A 12,384-nucleotide genomic window follows, 5' to 3' on the forward strand; every position below is an offset into this window, starting at 1 on the left:
TACAATACATAAATCTTCCTTGCTATGCTTCAAAGTTGTTCATTTCACTATGAAATGAAGACAAAGGGCTAAAATCAACAACATTTTAGCCCTTTGTCAACAATCTGGAATCACCTGCTTTCGAGCAGGTGATTTTTTATTTTCGCAAAAAGATAAAATTTAAAGAAAATTTGTATTGCTTTTCACCTTTGTCAGATATACATTAAGGGGAGAGAGTGTTAGATGATCAGACAAAGGTAAGGAGATAAGCGGAAAATGGCATGGGAAGTCTTAAGTATGATTGGCATTGTGGCATTCGCCATTAGCGGTGCGATTGTGGCAATGGAGGAAGAATACGATATTCTTGGTGTGTACATTTTAGGGATTGTGACAGCATTTGGCGGGGGAGCGATTCGTAATTTATTAATCGGCCTACCAGTCTCGGCTTTATGGTCACAGGGCAAGATGTTTACCATTGCCCTTGTGTCGATTACGATTGTGTTTTTATTTCCAAAGCTCTTGCTTAAGCATTGGAGTACTTGGGGGAATTTCTCGGATGCGATCGGTTTAGCTGCCTTTGCGATACAGGGTGCTTTATTTGCTGTTCAAAGAGAGCTCCCGCTTAGTGCGGTCATTGTGGCAGCCATTTTGACTGGTAGCGGAGGCGGGATTGTGCGTGATCTTCTGGCAGGTCGTAAACCGCTCGTTCTAAAAGCAGAGATTTATGCCGTATGGGCGGCGCTTGGCGGCTTATTTGTAGGACTTGGTTTAGCCCAAGGGGAGATCAGCCTGTATCTGCTGTTTCTCATCCTCGTTACATGCCGGGTTTGTTCATACTTATTCAAATGGCGGCTTCCCGCTAGGTCTTATTTTTTAAATAAAGGGTAAAAAGAGAGCGGCGATTTCGCTCTTTTTTTGTTTTATTCGAGCTGGATGTCAGCAGATTACACTGTTTTCGTGTAAAATAAAAGCAGATTCTTTATTCATCATTGGAACATTACATGTAATGAAAAATTTTGTCATTTGGCTGAATATCTGCATTCAGTCTTTTTTTGCCTAGATGGATTGTCATGTGTTGGTTTCACTTTTTGCGGGATACTAAAAAAGCAATCTGTGATCGGACGAATGGATCGAAAAGAAATGAACACATCTTTGCATGTAAGCAAAACATGACGGAAAAAATGAAACAGGAGGGACATGTACTAGTGGAGATTTTTCTGGCGGTGCTTGTACTATTAGCACTCATTGCATCATCTAATATTATCAATCGTTTTCTGCCCTTTATTCCAGTTCCGTTAATCCAAGTAGGCTTAGGGATATTGGTCGCAGCTTTTCCTTCAGGTTTACATATTTCTTTAAATCCTGAGCTGTTTTTCGTTTTATTCATTGCGCCGCTGTTATTTAATGATGGGAAGCGTACCCCAAGAGATGAGCTTTGGAAATTAAGAGCTCCTATTCTTCTCTTAGCACTTGGTTTAGTGTTTGCAACAGTGGTTGTAGCAGGGTATACCATTCATTGGATGATACCAAGCATTCCGCTTCCAGCTGCATTTGCACTTGCGGCGATCCTTTCACCAACAGATGTGGTCGCAGTGAGTGCCTTATCCAGCCGTGTGAATATGCCAAAAGGGATTATGAGGTTGCTGGAAGGCGAAGGACTGATGAACGATGCATCAGGACTTGTTGCCTTTAAATTTGCCATTGCTGCAACGGTTACTGGAGCATTTTCAATTGCTGAGGCATCCTTTAGCTTTGTTCTTATTGCTGCTGGCGGTTTATTGACTGGATTTATTCTATCCTTTTTTATCATTCGTTTCCGCTATTTCCTCCGCCGTTTAGGTATGGACGATGTCACTATGCACATCATTCTGCAAATCCTGACGCCATTTGTGATTTATTTAGCCGCAGAAGAAATGGGGGTATCCGGCATTTTAGCGGTAGTGGCGGGTGGTGTGACACATGCCATTGAGCAAGATCGAATGGAAGCGAATTTAGCAAAACTGCAAATTGCTTCTTCCAACACATGGAATATTATTTTATTTATTTTAAACGGCCTTGTTTTCGTTTTACTCGGATTACAGATTCCTGATGTGTCCACCGTCATTTTCCAGGATGAAGCTTTTAATAATATGCAGGTCATCAGCTACATTTTAATCATTACACTCTGTTTGATGGTTCTAAGATTTTTATGGGTATGGCTGTTCTGGGCAGGTAACTGGAGTGTAGCGAAAAAGAAGAATGTGAAAAAGCCGAAGCTGCGTGCTTCAATGCTGATGACATTCTCTGGTGTTCGTGGTGCTGTCACATTAGCGGGTGCTTTCTCCATCCCATTTACGCTTGCGGACGGATCACCCTTTCCTGAGCGGCATTTGATTATTTTCCTCGCAGCAGGCGTGATTTTATGTACACTCATTTTAGCTAGTGTGCTCCTGCCTATTTTATCTGAGAAAAAAGATAAGCAAGTCGATGTAGACTTAGATACAAAGATTCAGCACGTGAAACGGAAGCTGCTGAGAAGTGCCATTAAAACCTTAAAAGAAGGCATGAATGAGGACAATCGAGAGGTGTCACTTGCACTCATCAATGATTTCCGAATGAAGCTAAGAAATATACAGAGGGAACCGTATCAGTTCGGAATGAGAAAACAAGAGCGAAAAATCAGGCTGCACGGCATTAAAGCCGAGCAAATGAAGCTTCAGCAGCTCATTGAGGAAGAGAAAATTGACAAAGAAGAAGCCTATGAGCTTCAAGAGAGATTTCATGAGCTGGAAATGCTGTATTCCAACTCCTTTAAAATTCGTTTCTCAAAAGTGAAGTTTTTACGCTTGCTTCAATGGCTCCAATTATGGCGGCCCCAACAGCATATTTCAAGCGGCATTTTAGAAAACGAGGAATCGTATAAACAAATCCGTAAGCAAACCGCAGAAGCTGCTGTAGATTCCATCAAGCAACACATGACCGAAGACAATCGCCAAACGTGTCACCAAGTCATTGGTTTTTACAATCAAGTGATTTTCCGCTGTGAACATGGGCCTTCTTTCTTTCAGCAAAAGGATCGCGCCTTTGACCGTAAGAAAAAAGAGCTCAACTTCCAAGCGGTACAGACCATTCGTAATGAAATTCAAACTTTATATGAAGATGGCGAAATCAATCGTGATATTGCCCATCATTTAAGAGAGTATATCAATGACATGGAAGCAGTCCTATTGACCAATACATGATGTTGTCATCTTCTCCCCTATGTTTTATGATGAAAAAAAGAGACAAGCAGGGGGAGATGCAGGATGACGTATTACGGAGCTATTGAGGCTGGGGGGACAAAGTTTTGCTGTGCCATTGGCAATGAGCATGGGGACATCATAGAGGAATGGACGATTCCAACAGAGCACCCGGAAAAAACCGTCCAAACCCTTATTCCGTTTTTTCAACAATATGAAATTGCAGCATTAGGTGTCGGTTCCTTTGGACCGATTGGTGTCCAGAAAGACGATCCTTCTTACGGGTACATCATGAATACGCCGAAAGTTGAATGGAAGCATTACCCGTTCATACCTGAGCTGGAGAAACAATTAGGCGTACCGGTGTCCTTTACGACAGATGTCAATGCCGCAGCATTAGGTGAACTGACAAAAGGGGCAGCCAAAGGGCTGAGCAGCTGTATGTACATCACAGTCGGCACCGGTATTGGTGCTGGGGCTGTTGTGAAAAATGAGCTTCTTCATGGTCATTCGCATCCAGAAATGGGCCATATCCTTGTCAGGCAGCATGAATCAGACCAGTTTGCAGGTGTCTGCCCGGCGCATGGTACTTGCTTAGAAGGACTGGCAGCTGGGCCAGCTATTGAGGCAAGATGGGGAAAGCCGGCTAAAGAGCTTACTCAGGAAGAAGCGGTTTGGTCACTTGAAGCAGATTATTTGGCGCAGGCATTGATGCAATACACGCTCATTTTAAGCCCAGAGCGCATCATTATGGGTGGAGGCGTCATGAAGCAAAAGCAGTTATTTCCGCTCATTCGAGAGAAGCTGGCTGCGTATGTCAATGATTATGTCGATATGCCGCCGCTTGATACATACATTGTCTCTCCTGGACTTGAGGACAAGGCAGGTATGACAGGTGCTTTGCTGTTAGCGATTGAAGCGAAGAGAAACGCCTGATAATAGAGTTTTCAAACGCAACATGAGATAATGAAAAAGATGGAATCTATGAAAAGGTGGTTGTTAACATGGTCAAAAGCTTGAATGATACCGTAACACTAAATAACGGAGTAGAAATGCCATGGTTTGGTTTAGGTGTATTCAAAGTGGAGGACGGCAACCAAGTGGTTGATGCCGTAAAAGCAGCCATACGAAATGGTTATCGCAGCATTGATACGGCTGCCGTTTATAAAAATGAGACAGGTGTAGGAAAAGCCATTAAAGAATCTGGCGTGAAAAGAGAAGAATTATTTATTACGTCAAAAGTATGGAACACCGATCAAGGCTATGACAAGGCACTAGCTGCATTCGATGCAAGCTTAAACCGGCTTGGTCTTGATTACTTAGACCTCTATTTGATTCATTGGCCTGGTCCAAAGGCAGAGACGTTTAAAGAAACATGGCGTGCGCTCGAGAAGCTTTATAAAGATGGAAAAGTAAGAGCGATTGGTGTCAGCAACTTCTACGTACAGCATTTAGAAGAGCTGTTAAAAGATGCGGAGGTTGTTCCAGCGGTGAACCAAGTTGAGTTTCATCCAAAACTGACACTTGTAGAATTACGACAATATGCAAAAGAAAAAGGCATTCAAATTGAAGCATGGTCTCCACTAATGCAAGGGAAGCTGTTAGATCATGACGTATTGAAGGAAATTGCCGCTCGCTACAACAAATCTGTTGCTCAAGTGATCTTACGATGGGATCTACAAAGCGGTGTCGTCACCATTCCTAAATCAATCAATGAAGAACGCATTAAACAAAATGCCGACATCTTTGACTTCGAGCTTTCTCAGGAAGATATGGAAAAAATCAATGCATTAAATAATAACGAACGCGTCGGGTCTAATCCAGAGACGATGACGGTTGGGTTTGAATAAAATTGAAATAGAATAACCTTAAGAACACCTTTCGATAGGCGTGGGAGTGATACACTTCTGGGACCATCGAGAAGGTGTTTTTTTATTCTTAAATCCACTTTAAATAAAAAGTAATTTATGGAATAATAGTTAATTATATGGTAATTTGTTGATTGTAAATAAAGGGAGGGAATATGATGAAAAAAGTCATTCTTAGCTTGTCGTTAACAGTAGGTATTACGATCCTGCCTACGACATTTGCAGAAGCAATCAATGTTGATGTAAGCAAGGAGCAAAAAGAGATTCAAGAAGATTATTCTAGTAGCACAATGTATGTACAAGCAATAAAGGAAACGAATAAAGGAGAGATGTCTACAAATGCTTCGAAAGTGTATGCAAAAAGGCTCACTACCTCTAGAGGAAGTTTTCTAGCTTGGTCTAAATCATATGTTGATTGGCGATATTCTTCGGGGAAAATCAAGTCGAGTTCTGGTTCTCAAGATGCGGGCTATGTCTTTCCTAACATAGTAGAAAAGAATGGTTCGAAAAGATACTATAAGGGATCTACCATTCATAAATGGGCACATAAAACAACGCTGAAATTTGGAGCACCTACCCCGTGGGGAGATGTTACTTTTGTAAGCAACTCTTATACAGATCGAGTGTGGGTCAATGGAAAAGGCAAACATGGTTGGGATTAACTTTATCGTTTAATAGAAAAGGCGCTACTTATGAACTATTTACAAATCATAGTAGCGTTGTTTAAATATGATAGATCATCTCAAAAAATACCAAGAGAGGTTTTAGAAATGATTCATGTAAAGGGACTGACTAAAGCATATCGACAGCAGCCTATTTTTGAAGATTTACATATTCAAATGAAACATCAAAAGATAAATTTCATCATGGGGAAGAATGGATCTGGAAAAACGACTTTTATGAAATGTCTACTCCAGTTAGAACAATATGACGGGGAGATTTTGTATAACGATCAGCCAATTGATCAAGTAAGACATGAAATCCAAGTGATGTATGATGATACGCCTCTTTATATGAATCTAAACGGGTATCAAAATATACGTTTATTATTAAATGCCCCCATCGACCAAAAAAAGTGTGAGGCGCTGGCACGTGAATATCTACCACATGAGATTCTAAAGAAGAAGGTCAAACATTACTCTTATGGTCAAAAAAAGAAGTTAAGTTTCATATTCATTGCATTAACCAAACCAACTTATTTGTTCTTAGATGAAATATCAAATGGTTTAGACTATGGCACAATGATGGAGCTAAAAGCGATGATTAAGAAGTGGTCTGAAGACATGACCATTATTGCTACAGGTCATCAATTTGAATTTTATTCGTCTATTGTCGATGAATTGTTTATTTTAAAGGACAAATCAATGATTCAAATCCATGACTTTCAGGAAAAAGGAGAGGATTTGGGTGATATGTATCAAGCATTTCTTTAAGTTAATGAAAAAAGAGTTTTTATATCAATATTATGCTAAAACATTTCTCATCTTGTTTATTCCATTAATGTTGATTTCGTTATGGAATGTGTATGCTCAATTTGAAACAACAAAGTCAAATTATGCCCAATATGTGAAAACAGAAACTGAATATAAAGAGTTAGGCATTGATATCAAAAAGGCTTTAACGATGCCAGTTAAAATAGAGGAAGGAGAACTAGCTGGTGCTGAAGGGGAAGTCGTAGAAAATGTCTTGAAGTATGATTATGAACAGTTTATTCAATCACTTCATTTGATGGAACCAACACAAGCCATCTCAACGAATTTAGAATGGATGGGGTTTATCTTCTACCCACTTGCATTTGGTTTATATGCCATTTATTTATCAACATATGATATCAAGCATAAAACGATGAAGATAAAAGCGGTTCGATATCAGTGGAATGATGTTTTATTTTCAAAGCAACTGTCACTGTATGTAATCATTCTATTGTTTATTCCTATGATCTGTCTCATTTCGTATATGGCTAGTCATCTATTTTACTCTGCCATATCACAAGATATATCTGTTCAACTGTTTACATATCAAGATAAAACCGAACATTCTATCTTGCTTCAATTGATGTTTGTTGTTTGTATCAGTTGGTTATTTAGTACAATTGTTTTTTACTTAGGTAGCTTAAGCCGAAGCTTTATTTTATCTGTGGTCATCTATATGGTCTATTTTTTATTGATCCCTAACTTAGGTGTCTTTGATTTGAAAAATATGATCGCCAATCTGGCTTTGCATCTGTTTTCGTTTAAAGGAAACTACCAATTATTTGTGCCTATTCCCATTAGTATAACCGCAATTTTGATCTGTCTATCATTGCTTCTCATCTTGTTATCATTCCTGATTTATACTGTGGCAAAACGGCAAAGTAAATATGTCGTATAAATCCCCCTATTTTCACATAGAGGGATTTTTTTACGCACGGCTTCTAGGCACGGCCAGCAGCATGATAAATGACAGGATCACAATACAAATCGTCCAGGTCCATGCAAGTTCCATTCGTCCAGAATCAATCGCCACATAGATGGCTGTTGGGAGTGTTTGCGTTTTCCCAGGGATGTTGCCGGCAAACATTAAGGTTGCCCCGAATTCTCCAAGAGCTCTAGCAAAGCTTAGGACTGCACCAGAGAGCAGAGAAGGCAGTGCGAGTGGAACGGTGATATAGGCAAAGACTTGGAATGAATGAGCGCCATCTACTTTTGCAGCACCTTCAATGTCCGACTCAATCGTAGAAAACCCAGCTTTCGCCGATTGATACATGAGCGGAAATGCGACAACCGTCGAGGCAATGACCGCTGCCCACCATGTGAAGATGACAGGCTGATGGAAAATCCATTCAATCGCATGTCCAATTACGCTATGTTTCCCAAACACGACGAGCAGCAGAAATCCCACGACCGTTGGCGGGAGGACAAGGGGCATCATGAGGAACGTTTCCACGAACATTTTTCCCTTGAAAGATGTTCGCGCCATCCAAAAGCCAATGGTAGTTCCAAAAACTACTGCAAATAGCCCGCTGACAATAGCCACTTGAACAGACAGCCATATAGGAGAAAGAAAATCTTCGGTCAGCATCGGCATTATTTCACTTGAAAGCCGTACTTTTTAAAAATGGATGCGGCTGTATCTGATTGGAGATATTGGAAAAATGCTTTCGCTTCCTCTAGATGTTCTGTCTCTTTTACGATACCAACAGGATAAATGATGGGGGAATGCATGTCCTGATTTGCCTCATCTACAATTTTCACTTTTTTAGAAACGAGGGCGTCCGTCTTATACACGACACCAGCCTCCACATTTCCTGTTTCGACATAGCTTAAAACTTGACGTACATCCTTGCCATAAACCGTGTTCTTTTTCACTTGATCCCATATATTCAACTTTGTGAAAATCTCTTTTGCGTATGTACCAGCAGGAACAGATTCAGGTGTTCCAAGTGCAATCTTTCCTTTTACGTGCTGAATGTCCCGAAAGGTTTTGATAGAAGAAGAGCCTTCTTTTGGCACGATAAGAACAAGCTCATTTTGTATGGCATCCTTGATATGATCCTGATCGATGTCTCCTGATTGAACAAGTTCATCGAAGGGCTCCTCAGCTGCTGAGAAGAAAAGGTCCGCTTTTGCTCCTTGAGCGATTTGCTGTTTCAGTGCGCCTGATGATCCGAAATTATTCGATAATGTCACATTTGGATGATCATCTACATATGCGGATTCAATCTCTTTTAATGCATCCTGCAAGCTTGCAGCTGCTGAAATGACAAGCTCTGTCTTTTTGCTATTAACTGATGACGATGACTTCGTCTCCGTTTTACACCCAGTCAGGAGTAAACAAACCGTGACGAAGGTTAAGAATAAATACTTCATGCTCACACCTCTTATGATTCAACATCATGTTTACCTTTTATTATAATCAAACTAATCTGACCATTCATAGGGTTTCTTTCAAAAAGAAACAAAAAAAGCTGCCGAGCAGCAGCTTTTAATGTTGATAAAAACGCAGTAAATTTCCGTTAATCACTTTATCTGATAGAGACAGCTCTTTATTGGCTTTTTCTATATAAGGCTGACACAATTCATCTTGTTCAATCGGAAGTTTGGTTTTTTGGTCATAGCAAGTATTCTTTGTATAAAGATAGTCATCCGTAATAAAGTTGCCATTTCTCAGCACAGCGAAAGGCGTCCGTTCATTTGAAAAGAGGTCATTTCCAAATTGAATGGCATCCTTTGATTCAATGCCGAGTAAATGAAGGAGTGTCGGTTTTACGTCTATTTGACCGGCTGTTTCAGATATGGTCTGAGGGGCTTGATCTGTCACACCCGGAATGTAAATCAAAAAAGGCACCCGCTGTAGTTTAACAGCATCAAACGGAGTGATTTCATCCTGCTTCAGCAGTTCAGCCATTGCTTCATGATGTGCTTCTGAAATGCCATAGTGATCGCCCATGAGAACAAACATTGTATTTTCATACAGACCTTCTTCTTTCATGCGGTCAAAAAATCTTTTGATGGCTTCGTCTTGATAGCGGACGGTCGTCACATAGCGGTTTAAAATGGCGCTAGACGAATCATATTCGTCAATGAACTGGTCCTGTGGATCAATTTCAAATGGAAAGTGATTGGTCAACGTAATGAACGTGCTGTAATAAGGAGTTTTCAGCTTTTTTAAATAATCAATGGATTGTTCAAAAAAGTCGATATCCTTTAAGCCCCAGCCAGTCGAATTTCCCTCATTGACATCATAGGAATCGACATCATAAAAGCGGTCAATTCCGAGAGATTCATACATCACATCACGATTCCAAAACGTTTTATTATTCGCATGAAATTGGACGGATTGATAGTTCTCTTTTTTCAATTGCTTGTACAGTGTGTCATATTCGTTGTCACTCGCTGTGAAAAAGACAGCGCCACTGCTGGACGGATAGAGGGAGTTTGCGACGATAAATTCTGAGTCTGACGTCTTGCCTTGCTCTGTTTGCTGATAAAATTCGTCAAAATAAAAGCTCTTTTTGGCAAGTTGATTTAAAAATGGTGTGATGTATTGTCCATTCACCTTTTGGTCCATGACAAATTGCTGCGTTGATTCAAGTGAAATGAACACGACGTTTTTGCCTTTAGCAAGTCCAAAGTAGTCCTTGTTTGGTGCACTGTAATCTGCCTTTGTGTAGTTTGCTACTGTTGAAAGTGTATCTTCGTCAGCAAAGGCTTTTTGTCCAATACGCGCCGTTTGGGCCACGCCGTCATACAGATGGAATTGAAACAGCCCAAGGTTTCGTACGATGACTTCTCGATCATAAGAGCTTGTCAGAAATCGAGGGTGGTCCATCAGGGCTGAGCTGACATGGAACAATAGAAAGCTGCAGCACACCACATAATATGTTTTGATCGTCTTGGATGACGCTTTTGGTGATAACGGCTTACGCTTTAAGAGCCATGCCAGTACCAAGAAATCAATCAGCATCAGCACAAACAGCGGGTGGAACAATTCAGTCATACTGCTGCCCATATCTCCCATGTTCTTTGCTTGAAATAAAACGGGAATGGTAATGAAATCAATATAAAAACCGTAAAAGATCGTATTTGATATCAAGATCGCTGTGAGAATAAAATTTGCGGTCAATAAAAAAACCTTTTGTTTCGTTTCATTTAAAAAAAGAGCAATCCCAAACAAAGGGAGCAAAAAGCTGAGTGGATTGATCAAAAGCAGCCATTCGTGAAACAAATTGGCCGTTCTTATATGAAATCCGAATTGATAAATGATGTATGTTTTCATCCACATAAAGAGGATGGAGTACACTAAAAACCAGTGATTTTTGAAGAACGCTTTCATTTATGTAGCTCCTCACCATTCTGTATTCAGCTGCAAGCCAAAAACACTTATCTTAAAACTACTAAAAAAATGAGGAATGATCAATTCATATCTTGTCTTTTTTGCAAAACTCTTTTTTTCTTCTCCTAGAACTGCAATGGGATAGATATTCCGCAAATGACGGCGATGTAATAGCAGGTGACAATGGTCAGAGCAGCTAGTACGACTTGTTCCCCGGGGCTGCCTGTTTTGACATAAAAGGGAAGACGTACTTTAATGGTCGCTGGGAACAAAAATTTAATGCCGTTCACTGTTCCTGCATCGAGGATGAGATGGCTCGCCATCCCAACTAGCAACCCGGTACTTAGGCTGTCATTTGGAATGTATGTTGTCGCAATAAAATAAATGATCAGCAGAAATAATAAACTGTGTGTAAACGTGCGGTGGCCGAACACACTGCTAATCAGTGTGGAGAGCAGGGGGAACTTCCTGCCGATCTTACTTTTCGTATGACAAAGATCTGGGATGAGGGCGCCTGCTGATCCAGCAGCTGCCATAGTGACCGGGTCAAATCCATAATAGTAGGCGACGGCTGTGGAGGCGGCAATTCCGCCCATGATATGTGTTTTTCCTGTCATGATGCGTACTCCTGTTCTGTTTTTTGTTCAAGTACTCACTATATCAAGGGTGAATTCATTCAGCAAGACCTATTTCTAAAGAAAAAAGGACAAAATAGTTGGCTGATTGGAAAAACATTCTATAATAAGAAGGAAATCATGTTGACACTAACGATAAGGATGCGATTCGGATGAGTAATGCAGACATTTTAAAAGAAATTGTTCTTGTACATTATGAAGTCAGCCGTAAACTAAACCGCAAGTTACTTGAGTTAGAAAAAGACATCACGCCTCCGCAGATATATGCTCTTTCTATTTTGATACAAGGCAAAGTATCACATGCCGAAGAGCTAAAACAAAGACTTTCTCTAAACCCAGGTGCCGCCTCGATTGCACTCAATAAATTATGTGAGCAAGGCTATATTCAGAGAGAGCGGGACAAGGCGGACCAATCGCTTGTACGGTTAGAAGCCACAGAAAAAGGGCTGGCTATTTACGAAAAGCATACACGTCTTTTTGGAAGAGTGGTTCAGCATATGATGTCAGACTTCACAGAGGAAGACTTAAAGACATTTCTAGCTTATTTGCAAAAAATGAGAAAGACCTTTCATGATGAATGAGCCTTCTCCCCTTGTATAATGCTGAGTGCTGTAGCGCAAATTAAACAGGCAAAGGCATTTTATAAAAAGGGGGGAAGCAGCGATGTCATTTTTCCAAAAGGATAAAAAGGCGAAAAGTGAGAAAGACCATCAGCAGGTAGATCAGCTGTTAGAAGAAGCTAGTAAAGAACTAGCAGGCGATCCGCTTCAGGAAGCTGTACAAAAGAAGAAAAACAATCATCAATAAGCATGTAAAGGGCAGAGAAAACCTTCTCTGCCCAGCGTGTAGACAAACCCTCGCATTCTTTGT

13 protein-coding genes are annotated in these 12,384 nt (G+C 40.5%); 9 read left to right on the plus strand and 4 right to left on the minus strand.

What is annotated here, in order from left to right; all coding sequences use genetic code 11:
• Positions 1-255: 255 nt before the first annotated feature.
• From BA1_RS17025 to BA1_RS17055, 7 genes are all read left to right on the plus strand, one after another.
• Positions 256-867, plus strand: a complete 612-nt coding sequence (locus tag BA1_RS17025) for a trimeric intracellular cation channel family protein (RefSeq protein ID WP_008361601.1) — start codon at positions 256-258, stop codon at positions 865-867.
• Positions 868-1,184: 317 nt separating this feature from the next.
• The gene (locus BA1_RS17030) at positions 1,185-3,200 is read left to right on the plus strand and encodes a Na+/H+ antiporter (RefSeq protein WP_008361603.1); all 2,016 of its coding nucleotides are present in this window, start codon (positions 1,185-1,187) and stop codon (positions 3,198-3,200) included.
• A gap of 63 nt (positions 3,201-3,263) precedes the next feature.
• On the plus strand, positions 3,264-4,133 hold the full coding sequence (locus BA1_RS17035) for an ROK family protein (protein WP_008361604.1): 870 nt from the start codon (positions 3,264-3,266) through the stop codon (positions 4,131-4,133).
• A 68-nt stretch (positions 4,134-4,201) separates the two neighbouring features.
• Complete coding sequence (locus tag BA1_RS17040) at positions 4,202-5,047, plus strand: aldo/keto reductase (protein ID WP_008361606.1); 846 nt, start codon at positions 4,202-4,204, stop codon at positions 5,045-5,047.
• A 176-nt stretch (positions 5,048-5,223) separates the two neighbouring features.
• Positions 5,224-5,727, plus strand: a complete 504-nt coding sequence (locus BA1_RS17045; RefSeq protein ID WP_008361609.1) for a hypothetical protein — start codon at positions 5,224-5,226, stop codon at positions 5,725-5,727.
• Between the two features lie 108 nt (positions 5,728-5,835).
• Positions 5,836-6,498, plus strand: a complete 663-nt coding sequence (locus BA1_RS17050) for an ATP-binding cassette domain-containing protein (RefSeq protein ID WP_008361611.1) — start codon at positions 5,836-5,838, stop codon at positions 6,496-6,498.
• Positions 6,473-7,435 (plus strand): ABC transporter permease, encoded by a 963-nt coding sequence (locus tag BA1_RS17055; protein WP_008361613.1) that lies wholly within the window; start codon positions 6,473-6,475, stop codon positions 7,433-7,435. Before BA1_RS17050 ends, BA1_RS17055 begins: the two co-directional genes overlap by 26 nt.
• A 30-nt stretch (positions 7,436-7,465) precedes the next feature.
• On the opposite strand, the gene modB is transcribed toward BA1_RS17055, so the two are convergent.
• The 4 genes from modB to BA1_RS17075 all read right to left on the minus strand — a co-directional run bounded on the left by modB (position 7,466) and on the right by BA1_RS17075 (position 11,496).
• Positions 7,466-8,131 (minus strand): molybdate ABC transporter permease subunit, encoded by a 666-nt coding sequence (gene modB / locus BA1_RS17060; protein ID WP_008361615.1) that lies wholly within the window; start codon positions 8,129-8,131, stop codon positions 7,466-7,468.
• Positions 8,131-8,913, minus strand: a complete 783-nt coding sequence (modA, locus tag BA1_RS17065) for a molybdate ABC transporter substrate-binding protein (RefSeq protein WP_008361616.1) — start codon at positions 8,911-8,913, stop codon at positions 8,131-8,133. The genes modB and modA overlap by 1 nt, the downstream gene beginning before the upstream one ends.
• Before the next feature lie 115 nt (positions 8,914-9,028).
• On the minus strand, positions 9,029-10,879 hold the full coding sequence (locus tag BA1_RS17070; protein WP_008361620.1) for an LTA synthase family protein: 1,851 nt from the start codon (positions 10,877-10,879) through the stop codon (positions 9,029-9,031).
• A 125-nt stretch (positions 10,880-11,004) separates the two neighbouring features.
• Complete coding sequence (locus tag BA1_RS17075; RefSeq protein WP_008361622.1) at positions 11,005-11,496, minus strand: metal-dependent hydrolase; 492 nt, start codon at positions 11,494-11,496, stop codon at positions 11,005-11,007.
• Positions 11,497-11,666: 170 nt separating this feature from the next.
• Between BA1_RS17075 and BA1_RS17080 the strand changes: the two genes are divergently transcribed.
• Together BA1_RS17080 and sspJ are read left to right on the plus strand one after the other, a co-directional pair.
• On the plus strand, positions 11,667-12,095 hold the full coding sequence (locus BA1_RS17080; protein ID WP_008361625.1) for a MarR family winged helix-turn-helix transcriptional regulator: 429 nt from the start codon (positions 11,667-11,669) through the stop codon (positions 12,093-12,095).
• 82 nt (positions 12,096-12,177) lie between these two features.
• Positions 12,178-12,321, plus strand: coding sequence for a small acid-soluble spore protein SspJ (sspJ, locus tag BA1_RS17085; protein WP_008347117.1), 144 nt, complete (start codon positions 12,178-12,180; stop codon positions 12,319-12,321).
• The last annotated feature ends 63 nt before the right edge of the window (positions 12,322-12,384 follow it).

Origin of the sequence: Bacillus xiamenensis (genome assembly GCF_000300535.1) — a bacterium.
GTDB classification, from domain to species: domain Bacteria; phylum Bacillota; class Bacilli; order Bacillales; family Bacillaceae; genus Bacillus; species Bacillus xiamenensis.